Source organism: Sphingobacterium sp. UBA1897 (assembly GCF_002337775.1).
GTDB classification, from domain to species: Bacteria; Bacteroidota; Bacteroidia; order Sphingobacteriales; family Sphingobacteriaceae; genus Sphingobacterium; species Sphingobacterium siyangense.
Map to the genome: position 1 here is coordinate 80,540 of NZ_DDGR01000018.1, position 21,812 is coordinate 102,351.

Consider the following 21,812-nt stretch of genomic DNA (forward strand, 5'->3'; position numbering starts at 1 on the left):
TCAGTATGTATCGCTATATCATTGTATTCGTCGTTCTATTTCAAAGTTATACGGTCTGGGCAGATGGACTAAATCGCCTTGATCTTGCAGGAGAGTGGAAAGTTCGGCTTGATCCCGAAGATGTCGGTATCGAGCATGGTTGGGCTGGTAAATCGTTCGAAACATCGATCAGATTACCAGGAACAACTGATGATGCGAGTTTAGGAACCGTAAATACGTTGACACCTGCTCTTGCCAAACCTCAGCTTTCGCATCTAACGCGAGCACATCGTTATGTGGGGGCAGCATGGTATACACGGGAACTTTCAATCCCGGCAGGTTGGGCAGGTAAAGAGATGATCTTAACCCTCGAGCGTGTTCTTTGGGAGTCTATGGTTTGGATCGACGGGATAGCAGTAGTACAAAAGCAACGTAGCCTTGTCAGTCCGCATGAGTTTGACTTAAGTTCCCTACTGAAAACAGGAAAGAAGCATCGGTTGACAATCCGCATAGATAACAGGAAGAAGCTTCCAATTAGCGTTGATGATATGGCGCATGCTTATACCGATCACACCCAAATTATTTGGAATGGCATGCTTGGAAAGATTGCTATTCAGGCCTACGATGCGGTACGTCTGAAGTCTGTGTATGCGAGTCCTAATCTAGCGAAAAAGGAAATCAATCTGCAGGTCAATCTCCGTAATAAACTTGCAAAGGCCGTTGTCGGTAAACTGAAAATAAAGGTAAAAGACAAAATGGGGCCCCTAACTCCAGTTGAAAGAATCATTCAGCTGTCGCCGGGGGATTCAGCGATCAATCTAAACTACCTTCTTGGTGACAAACTGAAACTTTGGAGCGAATTTTCACCGCATTTGTACGACATCAGTCTGGAATTGAAAACCATAGATGCCGTATCAACATTGAATACCTCAATAGGTATGCGTGAGCTTTCTACGGATGGGACCATGCTAAAAGTAAATGGTGAGCCTTTATTTTTGAGGGGAACATTGGAATGCAGTATCTTCCCGTTAACGGGACATCCGCCGATGGATAAGGCCGGTTGGAGAAAAGTCTTTGTGACAGCGCGCGAATGGGGGCTAAATCATCTGAGGTTTCATTCATGGTGTCCTCCTGAGGCGGCCTTTGCTGTTGCCGACGAATTGGGATTCTATCTTCAAATTGAGTTGCCAATCTGGGAGAATAATCTTGGTAAAGATGAGGGAGTGATGAATTTTCTCTATGAAGAGGCCGATCGAATAATGCAGACTTATGGAAATCATCCGTCCTTTTGTTTTTGGAGTATGGGTAATGAGTTGAGTGGTGATTTCAATGCGCTGAATGATCTGGTAAAATACGTAAAGGAAAAAGACAAACGGCATCTTTATACGGCAACTTCTTTTACATTCCAACAAGGGCATGGTGTGAAGGAAGAACCCTATGATGATTATCTGATTACCCAATGGACAGCCAAGGGCTGGGTGCGGGGACAAGGTGTATTTAATAGCGAAGCACCTACATTCAATAAAAACTACAGCAATTCTTTGGAAGGAATTTCGATTCCGGTCGTGACACACGAAATTGGACAATATGCTGTCTATCCCAATCTCGCCGAAATCAAAAAATATAAAGGTGTTTTAAAACCGTTAAACTTCATTTCTGTAGCAGAAGATCTAAAACAAAAAGGATTATTACATAAGGCCAGCGCATATACGATGTCCTCAGGAAAATTGGCAGCTATGCTGTACAAAGAGGAGATGGAAAGAGCGTTGAAGACACCGGGTATCAGTGGTTATCAGCTCCTTGATCTTCACGATTTCCCTGGTCAGGGAACGGCATTGGTAGGCTTATTAGATGCGTTTTGGGACAGCAAACATATTCTCTCAGCGGCAGAATTTCGACAATTTAGCGCTCCAGTAGTGCCTTTGCTCCAGTTTGCGAAAGCTGTATATACCAACGATGAAACGTTCAAAGCTTCTATAGATGTGAGTAATTTTGGACAGGAGATTTTGAAGGATCAGGGGATTAGTTGGTTCCTGAAAGATGCAGGAAAAATAATCGCACAGGGACATTTTCAGTCAACCATTGGAAAGGGACATCAAGGCAATGTGGGGCATTTAGAAGTACCATTACAAACAATTAGACAGGCGAAGAAATTGACGATTCAACTTAAACTTGAGGGTACTTCGTACGAAAACCATTGGAATATTTGGGTGTATCCTCAAAAGGTAGCCGTTAATTTTGGGGAAGTCAGCTATACGCGCGAATTGGGGGAAGCAATGCGCTTGCTGAAAGAAGGGAAAAAAGTACTTTTAAATCCCGATTGGAAGAAAATAAACGGTATTGAAGGGAAGTTCGTTCCTGTTTTTTGGAGCCCGGTACATTTTCCAAAACAGGCCGGTACAATGGGCTTGCTTTGTGACCCTAAACATCCTGTATTTGCCGATTTCCCAACAGATAATCATACAGATTGGCAATGGTGGGATCTCCAAATTAAATCGACTACGATGATTACGGATCAGGTCAAAGGTGGACATGCAGTTGTAGAGCTCATTGATAACTTTGCCAATAATAGAAGATTAGCATCTCTTTTTGAAGGGACGGTAGGATCAGGCAAGCTGATGATCGCTTCGTTTGATCTGGAGGCGGATCTAGCCAACAGGCCCGTTGCAAGACAGCTGTTGAGCTCCATCTTAACGTATATGAACAGTACAAAGTTTAGGCCTAAAGTGATCGAAAATCCAGCGATTCTATCGCAGGTGTTGCGCTACAAAGAAGCGCAAGAAAAATCCGAACCCAAGGCGATCTATTAGTTAGAAGATCGCTTTGGAAAAATTTAACGCATCAGCCTAAGGCTAATCGTTCAACTTCATCCGCTATTGCAGAATTATATGCCAAAGGTCTGTGACAGGATACATCCTGTTACAGACCTTTGGCATAAATCAATTATAGACTAACTTTCAATCTGATATAGTTGAAGGCCACTCCATTTTCCGGAGTAACTTTTTTATATTCCTGCAGTTTAAAGGCTTATGGTGATTCTGTTGTTACTATCAAGTGCCTGTTATACTATTTTTCTAGTTAAATCGTTTTCAATTTAATCATGCGGATTTCTTTTCTTTAGACTAACAGAAGTAAAAAATGACAAATAATGAATTAAGGACGCTTGCTGAATTTTCACGTAAAGGTGAAATCGCGGAGATGGAACGGATTGTTGCAGCAGCAAATAGTAGAGTTGACTTTCACGATTACGAATTGAATAGTTTAGTTAGCCAATTGATTAGAGCCCAGCATTACGGAGTCTTGGACCATTTTGTAAAAAAAGGACTAATCTCAACTGATCTATACGATTATGATCGTTTTAGCACATCCGTGATTAATACGCTATTCAAACCTCAGATTGCATCCGAAGTGCAGCTTAAAGTCCATTTAATTTGGATGAAAGGCTATTTAGCACAGATAGATGATATCAACGAAGAAGTAGGTGGTATTACTCTATTTGAATATGCATTACAGGAAAATGTGGCTATTTCTTTCTTAAAACTTATTTTTGAGGCAGGTGCCGACCTGCAGCGGATGGATCAGTATGGACAAACGTTGCTTTTTAAAGTTTGTAGTCTACGTATGCAGTCCAATGAACGTATTAGCGAGCTCGTAGACTGGCTGTTGGTTGAAGGTTTAGACCCGAATATCGGCAATGTTGAACAAAAAACAGCCCTGCACATGGCTGTTGATACATTGAAAACTGATGTTGTGATTAAATTACTCAATGCGGGAGCAGATCCAGGGCTAAAGGATTGGCATGGCGAAAGTTCATTTTATTATGCAGCAGTAAGGCATTTTAATCCAGATCTGCTCGTTCCCCTTCTCAATTATGGAAGTCCAGATTTTCATAGCGTCAATAAACAAGGAGAAAACCTACTCAATGCATTCCTTCGCATGATGCATACTGATAGCGAGACTAATCTGAGTGTGCTGATCTTACTTTTGGAACATGGGGCAGATTTGACAGCTGCATCACTTTGGTATCAGAAAGAAAAAACAGGCGTAGATTGGCTAGCAGAAAAATCAGTCCTAGTTGTACAGGAAATTATGGACAAAGGATATCTAGACCTCAGTTATGCGGATAACGAGGGTAATACACTATTGCATAAAATTTGTCAAGTAAACCTCAATTACGATGAAAATAGAGCCCGAGACCTTTATAAAAAAGTAAAATATCTTGTCGGTGAAGGAATCGATCCTCAATTGGAAAATATAATGGATAAAAAAGCTGTCGATTATGCTATGGAGGATAATATAAAGGTAAAGACAGTCGAATGGTTATTAAAACAATAAAAAAACAGAAAAAATTGTTATGTCTCAGTCATTTATAATAGCGTGTGAAAGCGGAAAACGTAAAATAGCGGAAATATTATTGGAGAAAAATCAAGTTGATGTATCTTACACTGATGAAATGGGACGGACAGCATTGCATTATGCGGCGCATCGAGGTTATTTGGATTTGGTGAGAAAGCTGGTTGAGGCTGGAGCCACAGTGGACTACGAGGATCATCGGGGGGAAACCCCCTTATATTTTGCCCTGTTACAAAAGCAAAAACAAACAGCAGTCTATTTATTGGAAAATAATGCTAATATTCTGATCAACGACTTTTTGGGAAATAGCTTGCTCCATATTACAGCTCGAACAGGGCAACAGGAAATGGCTGAAAAACTGATTGCACAGGGATTAGACGTAAACGTATTGAACAATAGTGCTGAATCACCATTACTATTGGCTGTGCAGGCAAAATACCCGCCAGTGGTACAGCTGCTTATTGAAAATGGTGCTCGTGTAGATATCTCTGACAAGGAGGGCAATACGGCCTTAAATTTGGCGGTGGTACAGGGCTCCGTTCCTATTGTCAATATGTTGTTGGATAATGGTGCATCTGTCAATATCCTGAATGACTTAAGTGAAGGTCCCTTGCTGCTCGCAGTAAAAAACGGAAACCGTATTCTTGCTCAGAAGTTACTGGAGCAAGGGAGCGATATTTTTGCTGAATCTGCCGAGGGAATTTCTCCTGTGTGGTATGTTTGTAATAGCAATCAAAAAGAGCTTCTCGCTTTATTTTTAGAAAGAGGCCTCTCTGCGGATTATGCACGTCCTGTAGACTCATTTGATGGAAAGGACGGTAAATATTTGGAAAGGTTGATCGAACGGACAGGGGGGCGTATCTTTATTCTTGGTTTTGAACCTCATTATGCAGGAGAAACATTACTGCATACAGCTACAAAAATGGGTTATCTGTCTTTGGTCAAACAACTTTTAGACAGTGGTGCAACAATTGATAAACAGGATGCTACCGGCAATACTGCGCTTCATTATGCTGCTGCCTATGGTAAAAAGGATGTGTTGCGGTATCTCTTATCTAATGGCTCCGTTACAGATATAACGAATGTATTGGAACAAAAAGCAATAGATTATTCCAATATGCAAGGATTTAATGAAATAACGGCATTATTGATTGATGCCGGCGCACAGACCGATCCCCTAAAAGGTGAGCCCGGCCTTCCAGAGAAAAAAGTGTTCACTGAACCCTTATCAAACGTGGATATGGGAATGAAGAAAAAGGCTCTATTTGATTTAAAAGATCTGTTGGACGCGGGAATTATAAACCAGGAGGAATTTGACGCGGAAAAAGCGAAAATTTTAAAGAATTAAATTTTATTGAAAGCCCCTTTAAAAATCTGTTGGCCTGTTTCCTGAATTTGGTATTGGGCACTTAGATAAAAACTAAAAAAGCGACTCTTTTGAAGTCGCTTTTTGTAGCCCGTAGGGGAATCGAACCCTAATTGCATTAATCTATTTATCAGTTATTTACAAACCTTCCATTTCCCTACTCACCGAATAACTCACTGGTTTGACATACATTTTAGCTGCAAGTTCTTGATAGCTAAGTTAGGAAAATTCTTTCAAGTAATGAAAAGCAAGAATACTATTTAAGCTAATATAATACTTACTATTTATCTACGAACGTGAATGCCAAAATATCCCCCTATTAACTTTATAATTATTCGTTTATTAAGGAATGATGAAGCTCATCCTTAACCAAACATTTTTCTAAAATAAAAAGCTTATCTTATTTGAGCCCAAGTTTAGCAATCTTATCGCCCAATATGAGATGTTTCATCTCTTCTTCAATATCTCTAAAATTTTCTTTACCCGTACTCTTAACTACCTGTCCATTTTTTAGGAAATGAATTCGATCGCAGCAATCATGTAGTGTTGAGAAAATATGTGAACTTATTAGTACAATTTTTCTTAATTCTTTGAGATGATGAATTAAGGCGGTCACAATAATATTGCTCTGGAGATCGAGGCCATTAAAAGGTTCGTCGAAAATAAAATAATCATTATCCTGCAGCATGACTCCAGAAATCGCTAATTTTTTTTTCATACCCGTCGAATAATTCGCAGCATATTCACCTAGCGGAAGATCGAATATATTTTTCTCTTCAAAGTTTGGCTCTGGCACTTTCCTGCTATGACAAAGCAAACGAAGATATTCTTCTCCGGTAATTTTTGGAAAAAAATAAGGGTCAGTATCTAGAAAGCCTATATGATCCTTCGTTTTTTCAAACTCCGATTTAACTATTCCTTCATAACTTTCAATACCAGCTATGCATTTAAAGAGGGTTGACTTGCCTGCGCCATTGTTACCAACAATGCCATGTACTTCTCCTCTATTAAAGTTCAAATTGATATCACTCAAAATAATTTTCGAGCCGTATTTTTTTGATAAATTCTTTACGGTAATCATTTCAATATTTCTTTAAGGCTAGTTCGCGATTTAACATAGAAATAAGGCATACACACAAGCACAAGTGGAATAAAGATTAAGGCAATAATAAATAAGACAAATATCGGTAAAGGCATTCTATTAGGAAAATAAGTGTATTTACTCAATAACCCTGATACTATTGATACATAACCAATGATTTGCACAATAATTAAGATTAAAAATTGATCACTAAAGGCGATACCAAGTGCAATAGCAATAGGTAACGACAAGACAGTTGAATATAATATCAATATTTTGACTTTATTTAATAAGAATTGAGAGAATGTCATTGAATAAATCCATACATAAAAGTGGCTTTCTGGATCCAAGTAGAATGAAAAACTAATTATCTGAATAATTATTAATGAAAAAACACCTAAATTAAAATTTCCAACAGTAATGCTAATACCGCAGATAAAATAGGATAATAGGATTATCAAAAATGTTTTTCTAAAACCCACTATAAATTCATAAGGAAGCTTATAGAATGGTGTTGGAAGCACATAAGTAGCTTTTCTCCCTTCTTTTATAAAGATTAAAAGACCATTAGCGATCATTATGATAACAGGAATCAACAATTTCCCATTTACAATCAAGAGCAAAATAAATGGTAGTCCCACTATGATATTTTCAAGAGCCCTTATTAAATAATAATGTCTATTTGAAAAGTTAAATTTTAAAAATATATTCCTAGAACTACCATTTAAGCAAAAAGTTAGCACCATCGGGATAATAGCGTACACATAAGGTGTGTATGAGGCTTTTAAGATTATATACTGTGAAATAACAGTAAAACTTATCAATATTAAAAGACCTACTAGAAGTGGGTTCATCCCACTATTTGCTAAATAACGCAGAATTATGCGGCTTTGTAACGTAAAATAAAACTTCATTTTCTAAATTACTTTACTTTTATTTATAACGATTGAATCCATGTTTTAAAAATAGTACTTACGATTAAAAATCATTGCTGTGCTTGAACTGACACATAGTATTTATAAAGGAAGTCATAAAGCACCATTTCATAAGTACGTTCCTTACAACCAATAAGACGATTCAGCATCATATGAATCAAGCTTGCTATTATACTCTCTTCAGTTACATTTGATATTTTATTTTCGCGTACCTGTTGTAACTCTTCAACATAGGGTTTAAGTAATAAACATCTTGATTTAAGAAGGCTATTGATATTCATTCGTAATCCCGACGATGATGCCCCAGTCAACATATTTGCAATTAAGGATTTGTGATTTCTATATTTAAGATTAATTTTATCCCTCATAACCTTATTTACATTAAACTCGTAAAAAAAGCTTTGTCTACTTTTATTAGTAAATTCGATCTTAGCATGTAGATCTAAGCCGAAACTATTTAAATAATCATCCATCCCCTTAATTCCGGCTAGCCATTTTTCAGTTTCATTTTCAGATATTATATTTACCAAAGCCAAGGTGATATCACTGTCCAGATTAAAAATAGATTCACATAATTCGATCGAATTACTTCCATAGCGATCGATTTCTCTGATATATGTATCTAACTGAACTTTCCAAATTGTTTTCGCAATACTTGGCCTTTCCAGAAAAGACTTTATTAATTGTATCAATTTACCTACATCAGTATAATTTATTAGGTGAAACCTTATTCGAAGATGAGGCTCGGGATCCGCATACCTAATGAAAAACCATTTATCAATCAATTGTTGATTCTTCAAAACATCCACTATGTTTTTTACACAACTCGATAATATTTGATCACCACTTTCCGAGTTACAATAGAATTTGTAATACACCCATTCCGAGCCTAAACCAAATGCATCAGTAATATCATTTTGTTCAGATTCATAACCATACTGCATAATATTACCATTTCTAAATGAAGTATCTTTCTTTATAAAACTAGCTACGCACTGATTCATATATGAGCCTGAAGAATCCTCTTTCCACAAGAATTCTCTTAATGGAATAAAACCTCTTTGCCTTATCGTTTGCAACCATGATCTAATTGATAATACATTGTGAAAATCTACAAGAAGTTCATTGTCTCCTTCTGCATAAACTACCTTTTCAGGCAACTTGTACTCCATACGTAATGCTTGAATATTCTCAAAGAGTGCCTGTTCTGAAAGGTTATATAGGTGTTTGAAATTATCTAAAGTAAAATTCCAAGTTGCAGGGGATATAATTACGTTTTTAAAAGTTATGCGCGGCAGAAAAAAATAAAGCGACGAAAGCCCTCCCCATGAAAAATTTATAATCTTATTATTAGAGGTATGGTTATATAAATCTCCAAAAAAATGATACAGTGGAATAGAATTATCAAAGTGGTTGTGCATATGGCTTTTGGTAGGGATAATTCTTTTTCCAAGATTTTTAGAAAATAATATAATTTCATCATTTTCGATTTTGATATAGATATCGGTCATTTCAATTCTTTGGTCACCTCTTAGCGATGATTTAGCCAGATAAGGTATCTCATAGTTTCGAATTTTCGGATGCATGATAACATTACTGGCTCTAGCGTCTGGCTGATGAACAAAATCTGCGAAAATTACTCCTGGATTCTGTTGCTCTTCCATTTTTGCGATGTCTTTTACTATATTAAAAATCGAGGAGTTGCCATTTGCAAATCTAGCTAGAACCGGGATAGCAGATGGGCCAACCATTCCATCTAGCACTATTATATTTTGTTCTTTATTAATTACTTTAAATAGTAAGGAAAAAGATGGAGGAAAATCATCCCAATTAATTTGAGAGACATCAAAGTCCGCTTCATTAAGTTCGATGCTATATTTGCTATTGTAATTGGCTTCTTTTAGCAATTCAAGCATCCATTTATTTGATTTTTTATAAGTAATATTTACGTCTTCCGATTGCCAATTTTGGGAAATATCTGATACTAGGGGAGCAAATATTGAAGGGTTGTTTACAGGGTACCCTATTCCATTCTCATAATCTAACACCTCAGTTAACAATACGGATTTCCCGTCGTATCTCTCTTTAAATTTTTTCTTAAACTGTATTAAAGAATCAGATGCAGATGTCGCATTCATATGCATAGAATTAAGAAGAAGGAGAGCTTCACAAAGCTGTTCTTTAATTTTCCAGTCTAACATTATCGTTTCCGAAGAACGATAACTATCTACATGAAATACTCTTGTTTCATCAACTGGAACGTCAAAACGTTTTAAAATATTTATTATGTCTTTATAAGCTTCAACTTTATTTCTTTTATTATCATCCAAACTCTCCAAACTTAATTTGACTTTTTGCAACTCCGAAATTATATTCAAAATTTGATTTTCCTGATCTTTGAAGTTTTTATTATGTAGAATCTTGATAATATTTTCCAGATGATCTTTCCCTGTGACCTCTATTTCTAGTTCATCTCTCAAAAGTTGTGATGATGTTAATTGGTATAGAAGTCCTAAAATTGTTTGTTTATCAAATCGATCATCCGAAATTGTTGAAACTAAATGAGACAAAGTAGCCCCATTCTTTGCATTTGATAGTATACCTTCTATATACAGGTTATTTTTAATGGCGGAAATTCTGTTCTTGCGTCTGTTGTCTTTATGATAATACTCGCAATATTTAATTTCACTTCCAACCGCTTGAATACTAGAATTGGGATAAAATAATAATCTGGCTCTTACAGCTGGTAAATTGGAAATCTTAGCTGTTAAATCACTTAAGTAGTTCATGTCCAATCGTGTATGACGAAAGAAGTCTTCTTCTGAAAAGTTAAGATACGTTCCTTTATTGCTCCATTTTCCAACTGCGCATGCAGAAAATAGCCCAAACGGTGTACATCTACTGAACATTCTAGAATAATACTTCTGGAGAGAGATTGAGATCTTCGCCTTTTTATCCTCCGCTAAAATACCTAATTTTAATTTTATCAATTCATTATAAAGAACAGGCGAAGCTATATAAATTGCCTCTAAAAAGACTTCATCATTTAACAAACGATCCATGTCTTTGATATCCAAACTATCTCGGAAGGAATATCTTGGAATTCTAACAACTATGTCGTCTTTTATTACGTATGGGAATTTTGTCATATACAATATATTCTTTTTACTTTGTCTATAATCCGTTCTTTTGCAATAACTCGAAATAATAATCCTCATTTTTTATTAATTCGAAGTGCGTTCCCTCTTCCACTACCTTTCCATCTTTTAAGACAATAATCTTATCCGAATTGAGAACGGAACTTAATTTATGAGTTATTATTATTACCGTTTTTGACATATTCAATAGGTCTTTTATGATATTTTGGACGTAGCTGTCGCTAAAACTATCTAGAGAGGAGGTAGCTTCATCTAAAATTAAAATTTCAGCGCTCCTATACAAAGCTCTAGCTATAGCAATTCTCTGCCGTTGACCTCCTGATAGATTAGTCCCATTTTCTCCTATATAAGTAAATAGCCCATTATCTAAACTCTCAATAAAGCCCATGAAACCCAGATTTTTACATATAGAAATCACCTTATTAACATCAGGTTCTTTATCACCAATTGCAATATTTTCAATAATACTACCTGCGAACAAAACAATATTTTGCGGCACTACACTGATTACATTCCTAAGTGATTCATTTGATAAATATTTAATATCATAGTCTCCAATGCAAATCCGTCCTTGGCTTAATGGGTACATGCTTTGTAATAAATTTATTAAGGTGCTCTTGCCAGAACCGCTAACACCTACAATTGAAGTTAACTTTCCCTTGGGTATAGTAATTGATAGATCTTGGAAAACCATAGCTCTTGAACCATATCGGAAAGTAATTTTCTCAAAAACAATATTTCCTATCATCGCCGGACTAATATCAATAGATTTTGTCTCTTGATCTGCGTCCTGATCTAAATTCATTATTTCAAACAACCTATCTGAAGCTATGAGCGCTTCATGGATTTGCTGATTTACTTTAACTAGGCTGCTAAGGGGGCCTGTGAAATAAGATAATAAGGCGAAAAATGAAAAAAGTTCTCCTGGCGTAAGTTCGCTATCAAATATATAATTTGTACCTACCCAGAATAGCAAGACTGATAATGATTTAGTGATAAAATCTGAAAAAGAAGCTATATATAAATTAGTAATTGCAATTTTGTAGATACTTCTTAAAAACGCGATAAATCTCTCCTCAGTTTTTTCTTTTGCATACACTTCTAACCCAAAGCTCCTTATGGTTTCCATAGAGTTTACACTTTCCACTAAATGACTACCAAGCTCCGCTGAGTTTTCCATAGAATTACGTACATTTTTCTTATTTAGTTTGTCACTGAATATATACATTGTTATATAAAAAGGAATTATTACTGCCATCAATAGCGCAAGTCTCCAATCATATATAAACATCATGATGAAGGAAAAAAAGACAATTCCAAAATTGACCAGTATTGTTACTAAAACTTCATTTATAAAGACTCTAATTTTAACTGCATCATTGATCCTACTAACAATTTCACCTACTCTCATATTGTCGAAAAAAGCCTGAGGTAGATCAAGTAAATGTGTATAATATCCAAGTATTAGTCGTAAATCGAGCATTTGGCCCAACTTAATTGTGAAAAGTGTTCTGATAAATCCAATGGTTACCTGAGTTACAATAACGAATAGCATTATTAAACCTAAGACGTTCAAAAGGTTCCCGTTGAAGTTCGGTATAACAAAATCTGTAATTTTTTGAATATATATCGAATTACCTAGGCCTAGTATAGTGTAGAGTAATGCCCCCAGAATAATTTGAAAAATGAGACTCGCTTTTGGCTTTAGCAATTTCCAATAAAGAAGCTTTTTGGAAACATTTAAACTCCCACTTTTAAAATCACTATTTGGACTTAGCACTATCAATATAGAGGTCCATTCTTTATAAAACTGCTCCCTCTTGTATTTAATGATCTTGCCAACCTCGGGATCCATTATTTTAAAATAGGTTTTCGTTGCTTTATAAATAACTACATAATGGGGGAATTTTTCTTTTGAATTGATATGAGCAATACATGGGAATGGCATCTCGAGCAAATCGTCCTTACTACATTTTACTCCTTTGGCATCAAATCCAATTTTCCTTGCGGCCTCTACAAGCCCTAATAATGTCGTACCCTTCTTGTCTGTATTCGCTAATTGCCTTGTTTTAGCTATAGGAATCTTAAGATGATAATACGCACAAATGCTAGCAAGACAAACCGCTCCACAATCAAAGGCGTCGTGTTGCTTAAGATTAATTTTCATAAGGAATTATTGTGTTGTTACGTTGGGATTTAACCAATTGTGCATTTTGTCAAAAATTAATTGCCAAAGACTCCGTTCAGTTAATTCAAAATTGGCTGTTGATGTCATACCTTTCTTAATGATACCTTTTCGACCGTTGCTTAACTTTAAAAAACTGGTTTCTAGGCTACATTTTACAACGAAGAAAGGCTTATTCTCCATCATTACAACTTCGTCATTTATTTCGACTACTCTTCCGATAAGAGTTCCCCAATCGATATAGCTAAAAGCGTCCAGTTGCAATCTTACCTTTTGATCTAAGGAAATAAATCCAATATCCTTAGGCGAGACATAACAAACTGCAATCAATGAACTGGTCGGGCTAATCTCTCCGATTTGCTGCCCTAACCGGACAAAAGACCCCTGCTGAACTCCGCTACTTCTATAAATTGTTCCTGATATATTAGCTATAACCACACTACGTACGTTAGCGTCTTGAAATTGAATAATTTGCTTATCTATGTTACTCAACTCTTGTGCTAAACTGTACTCATCAGAACTAAAGCGAGATTTAGACTTTTCAGCTAACATCTCCAATTCACTTTTGACTCCATCATATCTCAGCTTTTCAACCTCCCATTCACTCGCTGAAATTACCTTTCGATTGAACAAAGTCTCACTTCTTTCAAAATCTTTTGCTATTTTTTTATACCTAAACATGATTTCCTTCTTTTGGAGAAGCATTTGATCGTATTCTATTTGATACTTTCGAGTTCGAAAATTAGGACGACCATCGAAATTAGAAATCGAATTAAATAGTTTCAAATCATTAAGGTTATCCAGCAATAGTTTTTTCTGATTCTGAAGGACATTTATATTACTTTTTTGAGCACTATTGTCTATCCACAATAGTGTATCTCCGGCATGAACTCGCAAATTATCTTTAAAACTCAATTTTGTAATCTTTCCTTCAACAGTTGCCATTACAACCTCGTTTGTCAAAGCTGTTTGAATTATAGCAGGAGATGAAGAGTTTATAGTGACCTTAATAAACGGTAAGGCAGAAACCGAAATTATAACCAGAGCCAATAAAAAGATATATAGAACTTTAGATGATGTAGATATCTCTCCTAAGTAAAATATTTCCCTATTTTTTATTTGCTCATATTCGCATAAAGGTTCAGACATTTATTATTATTTACAGTACTTGTAGATTATTAACATATTATTTAATCATATCTAAAGACAACTTTTCCAAGTCTTTCTTTGCTTAAGAAAGATCTCTCAATAAATCCTTTAATATCTCCTTTAAAAACAGAATCTATAACCACTTGTAGCCTGCCTGTAATATAATCCTCTACGGCTCTTGATAGATTCTCAGTAGTTCCTAAACAGTTCCCAAGAATAGATAGGTTGTTCTGAATTATTCTCGCGAAGATCAGATTAATTTGCACCAGTTCATTTTTGATTCGAAACTGTTCGGCTACACCACAAGAAATATATTTCGCCCCCATGTTCATCACTTCCAAAATTTTAAAAAGATGGACATCTGCAAATGGATCGATTATATAATCGAATCCTCCATTATGAGCTACAAACTTGTTTATTTCGGGATTCTCTAAGATATTGTCTACACTTTCCGTTAAAACAAAAAAATCATCTAGTCCTATGTCAAGAAGCTTCTTTCGGTGTCTCGGATCTCGGGATGTCCCGAAAACTGATACATTCATATTTTTTAATGCATTCAGTGCAAAAAGAGAAGTATTAGAACTTATTCCTGTTATTAAGACTTTTTTCCCTGTCTTTATGTCTAGTTTGTCAATCATTGAATAAGTAGTTTGTGCTCCGATCGTAAATGCTGAGGCAACATTATCCTCCAGCAAGTCAGGTATTTTAAAAAGTTTTTCCGCAGGCAAAATTTCAATTTCTCTTGAAGCGTGGTTCGTTGGTAGGCCTGGTGTAATATCTGGCGAATTAGTAAAGGGATACTCTCCGTTAGGTATCACTCTATCCATTAATTTTAGATTTTTGACATTTTTTCCAACACCAATAACGGTTGCAACAAATTCAGAACCTATAGCATAATATTTTATTTCGTTTTTCAGCATTGATATTTTGGAATATGCATTGAGCATCGATGCTATCTCTCTGTAATTACAAGAAAATGCGGTTTTTTTTAACAATACATGATTTGGATATAGTTCCGGATCGAAATGGGGATCTTCACTTTCAATTAAAGCATAATTGATTATATGACCGTCCAAGGATAAACTTCCATTAAAAATACACTTGCTATAGTAATTCTCGAAATTACTCGAGCAGACGACAAGACTTCTCATTAATAATATTATATAATTTTAATAATCATTTTTTTAACTCGTACATTGAAGTAAAAAACTTCCATAATCTTCAATATCAATTATAAATTGAAGTAATTAGTATTTTTAGAAGTAAAGTGAAATTTAAGCTAAATACAATTTTAAAACATCATATTACAAAATCAATATGACATGATGTTAAGGGTACAAAGCTAAAACCACCTACTAGAGGTATCTTTCTTTGGAATAATTAGACGAGAGTTAACATATAACTATAATCTTGTGCTAAGTTTTATGACACTTATCCCGAGAATACCTTTATTGTTTGTATTTAATCAGTTTGCTATTGCAATATAACTGTGGTTTATCTCAAGTTTTAATAATATTAAAGGAAAGAATGGAACCATTTGCCTGATTTATATTCGATTAGGTAATACATATCCAATGAAAAATCATTTAGCTCATTTTTGAGCCCTACAGAATCTGAACATCGGATCTATTAGCTCGCTTATAATTTGTAAATTTTACTCTCATATATAAATAAAAACATAAAAAAACAGATAAGACTAATAATACGTATATCCATGGTAGTATAATGCGGTAATTACTTCTAAATGTTTGGTTTTCCCTCAGAAAGATATGAATTATTACAAGTTGCAGTCCGACGACAATTGCAGCCTGCGGGAGCACCCAGCCTAGAATATATTTATTCCTTTGAAATCCTTTTGGATAATCCAAAAATACATTCCACTTCTTTGAAATAGATAAATATTCGGCGCCGTAATATTGATGTAAAGCAAAAGAGTTAAACGAAAGGCCATTAACCTCCGGGTTCATATTGCTTTTATTAAATATATGGCTATATAGTAGCCAACTAATTAAGATTATCCCAACAAACTGACATATTAATATTTCCGCCCAACCAAAATTAAAATAAACCAACCACTGAGTACTGTTATATAAAATGGTACTAGATGATTTAAAAGATTTATATAAACCCAAGTTTTCAACAAATTCAAAAAAAGAAACAATCGAAGTTCCAACATGAGCTACTGAAGCATAATATCCATGACTCAATAGAATTCTTTTTCTGTAATACCATATATGCAATAGTGCAAATATTGGAGTTCCAACTAAAAGTATTTCCCATGATCTTATTGTAAGCGTAATCAAGACTATTGGAAAGGCAAAAAAATATGGAATTCCTTTAATAACTTTTGTAAGATATTTCATCATTTGAGAAATATTATTCAATCCTTGGGCTGTTAAGGAGTCTTTATTTTGATTGGAAAGATATGACTTTGACATTCCCAACAGGTAGTTATGGTACTCATACTGAAAAACTCCCAACATTTTGAGACTATATATTTTTGAAATATAAGTGCGAAAACTATCAAAAAATAAATAAATAATAAATATTATAAATACTTCTAATGCTTGTGAGAGGCTCGCTAATCTTAAAATATCAGGAAAAAGGATTACATCTAATAGTCTAAGTGCCAAAATAATGCCTATTGTCAAAACCAATGTCTGTATTAAAGTTATAAATAACATAAGCCTCCATAACTTTTTTTCCGACATTAAGTGGTTGATGATTAGTTTTGGTTTGACGGCTAAATCAGACAATTCAAGTTTTTTAGTTACTTCCAGTATCAAACATATTCTACTGTACCAACGTTCTTCGAGCTGCTTTTGAGATAAAAAATAGACTCCATGAAGTGGATCTCCAATTATAAATCTCTTAATTCCCTTTTTCTCGGTCGTTCCAAGCATCACTACATACCCATTTTGTCCAGATTTTGATATAGTATTCAAAACAAGTGGTGAGTCAATTCCTATAATAGTTTCAAAATCTGTTCGGTAGGCCTTTGCACTGAACCCAATATTTTTTGCAATTTTTGAAAGTTCTAGTAATGTCATCCCTGATTCGGACATTCTAGAGGTATGTTTTAACTCATCAATCGAACATAAATATCCATAATATTTGGCAACGGTTTGAATACATGCAATCCCACATTCTACAGGATTATTGGTTCTAACTAATAGATCATATAATAGTTTCAGGTTTTTCATTTTGCCATTATCTTGCTCTGAAATTGTTTATTTGGTGGGAGATATTAAATTAAATATCATTTTCTTATAATATGTCCTTAAATTATTGGCAATGTTTTTGATTTTCAAAGTTTTACCACAATATGGGGTTCCATCCCTTTTTTTCAATCCAATATTTAAAAATGGCTTCGCGTTCAGTGATAAAGTCTGTCTTTTTCCAACTAGCAAATTGGTCGAAGCCATAATATTTCTTCATATTTCCTGATGTACTAGAACTAACTTGTCTCGGCACCAGAGTTCTGATTCCCCCAAATATTAGACAAGAAACAGACAGATGGACATCTTCTCCTGTCGTTGTTGTAAATGGCTTAACTCCCCAAAAATAGCTCAGCCAATCGGTTTTAAGGAACCAACTATTACACCCAAAATCAACATATGTATCTGAATAGCAGTGATTTTCAAGAATTCTACTATTGTTGTCTCCTACAAAATATTTGTTAATAAATTCTTCTTTCAAACCTTTAGGCTGCTCAGGAGTAAAATCCATAGTTGGGATAATTCGCCCTGTTGGTGATATAATACAATTTTTAGAAATACATAAATCCAAACATCTTTGTAGCCAATTTTCGGAAGGAATTACATCATCGTCTAAAATATATACGTATGGAGTTTTTGCATGTAATGCCAAGCTAAACCTTCCGAAATACCCAAGGTCATCTGTATTTACTTGATAATCAACCAATGGGTACTTATGTGTTAAATCGAGGTCGGGATCTAAGTTAAATTTACAATGATATATAAAAATCTTCGTTGGCAGAAGAGTTTGACGAAGAAGTGCCTGAATCTGTTCTTCCACGTTGTTCCGTTTCCAAACAGTAATAATTACCGTGATCATCTCTTTAGTTTCATTTATAATTTTGAATTAACAGATTAAGATATTTTGAGAGACCAAAAAAGTACAATAATAATCCTAATTAGATTTTAAGTACACATTTTTAAATTGAGAATATTTAACAATGGATTTTCTTAAGATCTCGTAAATTTCGATTCTGTTAGAAATTTTTTGTTTTATTTAGGTATCTATCTTTAGTACGGATTAGTTTAATATATTGAATATTTCAAGAATTTACCATGATTGTCGGTTTCTATCCCGGTTTTAAAAGAAGAACCATTTACTCTTTCTAACCTGTGGCTCCAAGAGTAGATGACGAATTTTTGCCTCCATTCTTTATAAAAAAAATCTAGAAAAGCTGTGCTATTAAAGGGGACAAAAAAAGCACTTCCCTCAAAGATTACTTTTCGAAATTTCTGTTCTAATGCATTTTGAAAATAAAGACCGTTATGGAAGACAACGTGATTTTCTTTTCTTCGATACAACCAAAGATCAATGAAAGGAAATTTATATGAGTAATTTTCAATCGGCTCTCCTTCTTCGCTCCAGATCTTGAAAAATTCTGTTCCTGTTCTTTCTTCTATTTTGCTTCCGATTTGCAATCTTTTGTCCTCTTTAATAAAATTTTTAAATTTATTAAAATCATTTTCATCTATACCCAGATCTATATCATCATCCCATGGAATGATGCTCCCGTGCTGCACATAGCCAAGTAGTGTTCCACCATGTAATAATAGTTCTATATTTAATTTGGTCGCAATTTCAGATAAAATAGACAATATGTTTTGAGCTAATTGCTTCTGATCAATTGTCCAAGCGTTGTATTTATCGACTTTCAGACTAATCTCCCTCAATCTTCCCGTGTGAACATAGGAGCGATCAAAATCTATATCAAACCATTTTTTATCTTCAAAAAATAAATTAATTTCTTCTTTTAATCCCCGTTCGATTAATTCATCATCTACAGGTTGCTTTATAATATAATCAGGCAAAAGTTTTTTTGCACCTTCTTTACTCAAAAAGTATACGCAACTTCCCCAATAATACCCCAGTATATACTCTTTATCTTTTGGGGTACTATTACTCTTATCAAATGGAAAGAAAACATCCCAATTTTCAGAGAAAGAGTTGACAGCTTTTTCTATGAATTCAAAATCTTGTTTGAGTGAAACGTTATCTTCCATTACGAGACAAAAATCTTCTTCTGACTTGAAGAATTCACTCCAGATGTGTTTGTGTACGTTATGAATGTTTATTTCTTCTTTAGACAGTTGAAACCCATACTTTTTACTCATATAAACATTATCCAATAGCGAATTGCAATTGTCCAATGCTTCTACTATAATAATCTTAAAATTATCATCTGATAACTTTGTTTTTTCTTTAAAAAGATTAAGGGCATTAGGTGTTTCCTTTGGAATTATTCTATAAACTATCATATTTGAAAATATAAACAAAAGTAATTCTCTTGTGTTACCAAAATGTTTCCATTGAATTAATATTGCAATTTTATTCAGTTTTTATTCCACGAGCTAGAATAATGTTGTATTTTATCGAAACATCTATTTGCTATTTATTTAATTACAAAAAATTTAGTGTTGGAAAAGAAAAAGTTTCTTATACAAGAAAATATGTGTTCGAAATTTTAGAGCAAGCAGAAGTTGGGCAGAGCCCTACTTTTCTTGCCCCATGTTCTGCAAATGGGGTTTTGAGTATCCTCCGGGGATACTCTTTTCGCTTAATGATACCATTAAACCCTTTTTTAGTATACTGTCCAGTATACTTTAACTAAGATTTGAATTTAGCAGCGATAAGCTATATATCTAATAGGCTAGTTATCCAGATAAATAGCCCTACCACTAAGCATATAGTCGAATATATAGCTCCGATATATCCATGATTATCAATTTTACTCCAGTATTTTAATTTACCTGTAGCATTTATAAATAATTATCCGTTACAATAAATAAACCTAAAACAAGGTTAAGATCATGAGAAGAATATCTATTTGTCTGATCAATATCAGATGATGTAACCACTATAAACTTAATCATGGAAAATAATTTGCGAAAACAGGATCAATTCAATGAACATAGCTATGACCTCCATGCCAATTGGTATAATACCCTGTATCCAGAAAAAGAACAAAAAATAAAAGTAATCAAGTCACTAAATAGCTATAAAGGAAGTATAAATCACTGGCTCCAGGAGCTTTTTTTCAGATGCCTGGAACCTTTCACCAAGGATAAAAATGCGAAATGGCTTACCCTTGGAGATGCTTATGGACATGACGCCCGCTACCTGCTCGACCAAAATATCCATAATGTTACCGCCAGTGACCTAGATGACAGTTTCCTTAAAGTTTCCCATGAACAAGAGTTTATCAAGGATTTCTCCGCCCAAAACGCTGAATCATTAACATTGGAAGACAATAGTGTCGATTATATACTCTGTAAGGAAAGCTACCATCATTTTCCAAGACCCTATGCAGCTCTTTACGAAATGATCCGGGTAGCCAGAAAAGCCATTATAATTATTGAACCGCAGGATCCGATATCAAAAATGCCTGCCTTATTATATTTAGCCAACCTACTGGGAAGGATCAACGACAAAATGATCAATAAAGTCTGGAAAAATAGGTTCTCCCATGAAACGGTGGGAAACTTCGTCTATAAGGTGTCAGAACGGGAATTTGAAAAATTTGCTGCTGGACTCAATCTTCCCTTGATTGCTATTAAAAAACTCAACCCCAACTTTTGGTTTCCGGGGAGTGAACATATCGAAGCTGACAGGAAGGAGAAGGTTTTCAGGGGTATCCTTTTCAGAAAGAAAATACGTGATTTTTTTTCTAATTGGGGAGTCTTGCCCAGCCAGACGCTTTCCATTGCCGTCTTTAAGAATATGCCCAATGAATTCCTGAAGAAATCCCTTACCAAGGAAGGATATAGATTGGTTGAGATCCCGAAAAACCCACATATTAAAAATCCATCTTATTAACCCCTTAGAGAAGATAGCTATGAAAAATTATTCTATTTTACTTTTATTAACATTGATTTTTGTTTCCGTGAATTCATGCAAAAAGGAGAAGACCATTTGCGGGCAATTGGACATGTTGGTACTGACTAAAATAAATTATCTGGACAAAGACGGAAAGGACCTTCTTTTCGGAGATCATCCATCCTATCCCGCAGAGGATTTGAAAATCTATCAAATATTGCCCAACGGGCAGAAGTTAGAGGTATATTTCAGCATCAACAGAAATGAGAAATTTATAGCTGTAAATATAGACCGTAGTGAAAGCAGAACATTTTATATAGAATTAAAACCGGACCTGATAGACAAAATAACATTTAGAAATGAAGCTGATAAAAACATCCCCTGCAGCGCAATGATATTAAAAGAACTAAAACATAATGATATTGCCGGCCAATATGACGAAAAGACTCAGATCTGGATTTTGACAAAAAAATATTAACAACCTGAACTCACTTTAAAACTAGAAAAAATCCTGGAAACTTGTGGCTGAAATTTC

The 21,812-nt window shown here is 34.7% G+C and carries 14 protein-coding genes; 5 read left to right on the forward strand and 9 right to left on the reverse strand.

Annotated elements, in window-relative coordinates:
- Positions 1-5: 5 nt before the first annotated feature.
- From B4N43_RS08665 to B4N43_RS08675, 3 genes are all read left to right on the forward strand, one after another.
- The gene (locus tag B4N43_RS08665; RefSeq protein WP_286734176.1) at positions 6-2,789 is read left to right on the forward strand and encodes a sugar-binding domain-containing protein; all 2,784 of its coding nucleotides are present in this window, start codon (positions 6-8) and stop codon (positions 2,787-2,789) included.
- Between the two features lie 328 nt (positions 2,790-3,117).
- Positions 3,118-4,314 (forward strand): ankyrin repeat domain-containing protein, encoded by a 1,197-nt coding sequence (locus B4N43_RS08670; RefSeq protein WP_145328803.1) that lies wholly within the window; start codon positions 3,118-3,120, stop codon positions 4,312-4,314.
- A gap of 19 nt (positions 4,315-4,333) precedes the next feature.
- Positions 4,334-5,680 carry an ankyrin repeat domain-containing protein gene (locus tag B4N43_RS08675; protein ID WP_145328801.1) on the forward strand — a complete coding sequence of 449 codons (1,347 nt, stop codon included), beginning with the start codon at positions 4,334-4,336 and terminating at the stop codon, positions 5,678-5,680.
- A gap of 418 nt (positions 5,681-6,098) precedes the next feature.
- On the opposite strand, the gene B4N43_RS08680 is transcribed toward B4N43_RS08675, so the two are convergent.
- From B4N43_RS08680 to B4N43_RS08720, 9 genes are all read right to left on the reverse strand, one after another.
- Positions 6,099-6,779: an ATP-binding cassette domain-containing protein gene (locus B4N43_RS08680; RefSeq protein ID WP_286734180.1), complete on the reverse strand. Its 681-nt coding sequence runs from the start codon at positions 6,777-6,779 to the stop codon at positions 6,099-6,101.
- A complete protein-coding gene (locus tag B4N43_RS08685; protein WP_286734182.1) occupies positions 6,776-7,693 on the reverse strand; it encodes a hypothetical protein in 918 nt (305 codons plus the stop codon). Before B4N43_RS08685 ends, B4N43_RS08680 begins: the two co-directional genes overlap by 4 nt.
- 71 nt (positions 7,694-7,764) lie before the next feature.
- Positions 7,765-10,863, reverse strand: coding sequence for a lantibiotic dehydratase (locus tag B4N43_RS08690; RefSeq protein ID WP_286734184.1), 3,099 nt, complete (start codon positions 10,861-10,863; stop codon positions 7,765-7,767).
- A gap of 25 nt (positions 10,864-10,888) precedes the next feature.
- Positions 10,889-13,039, reverse strand: coding sequence for a peptidase domain-containing ABC transporter (locus B4N43_RS08695; RefSeq protein WP_286734186.1), 2,151 nt, complete (start codon positions 13,037-13,039; stop codon positions 10,889-10,891).
- Between the two features lie 6 nt (positions 13,040-13,045).
- Positions 13,046-14,206, reverse strand: a complete 1,161-nt coding sequence (locus tag B4N43_RS08700) for an HlyD family secretion protein (RefSeq protein ID WP_286734189.1) — start codon at positions 14,204-14,206, stop codon at positions 13,046-13,048.
- 41 nt (positions 14,207-14,247) lie between these two features.
- Entirely contained in the window at positions 14,248-15,282 is a 1,035-nt protein-coding gene (locus B4N43_RS08705; RefSeq protein ID WP_286734191.1) for a zinc-binding dehydrogenase, read from the reverse strand.
- Between the two features lie 528 nt (positions 15,283-15,810).
- Positions 15,811-17,409, reverse strand: a complete 1,599-nt coding sequence (locus B4N43_RS08710) for a cysteine peptidase family C39 domain-containing protein (RefSeq protein ID WP_286734192.1) — start codon at positions 17,407-17,409, stop codon at positions 15,811-15,813.
- Between the two features lie 112 nt (positions 17,410-17,521).
- Complete coding sequence (locus B4N43_RS08715; RefSeq protein WP_286734193.1) at positions 17,522-18,244, reverse strand: glycosyltransferase family 2 protein; 723 nt, start codon at positions 18,242-18,244, stop codon at positions 17,522-17,524.
- Positions 18,245-18,489: 245 nt separating this feature from the next.
- Complete coding sequence (locus tag B4N43_RS08720) at positions 18,490-19,719, reverse strand: LicD family protein (protein ID WP_286734194.1); 1,230 nt, start codon at positions 19,717-19,719, stop codon at positions 18,490-18,492.
- A gap of 613 nt (positions 19,720-20,332) precedes the next feature.
- Between B4N43_RS08720 and B4N43_RS08725 the strand changes: the two genes are divergently transcribed.
- Both B4N43_RS08725 and B4N43_RS08730 read left to right on the forward strand, forming a co-directional pair.
- Complete coding sequence (locus B4N43_RS08725; RefSeq protein WP_286734196.1) at positions 20,333-21,277, forward strand: class I SAM-dependent methyltransferase; 945 nt, start codon at positions 20,333-20,335, stop codon at positions 21,275-21,277.
- A 19-nt stretch (positions 21,278-21,296) separates the two neighbouring features.
- Positions 21,297-21,755 carry a hypothetical protein gene (locus B4N43_RS08730; protein WP_286734198.1) on the forward strand — a complete coding sequence of 153 codons (459 nt, stop codon included), beginning with the start codon at positions 21,297-21,299 and terminating at the stop codon, positions 21,753-21,755.
- Positions 21,756-21,812 lie beyond the last annotated feature (57 nt).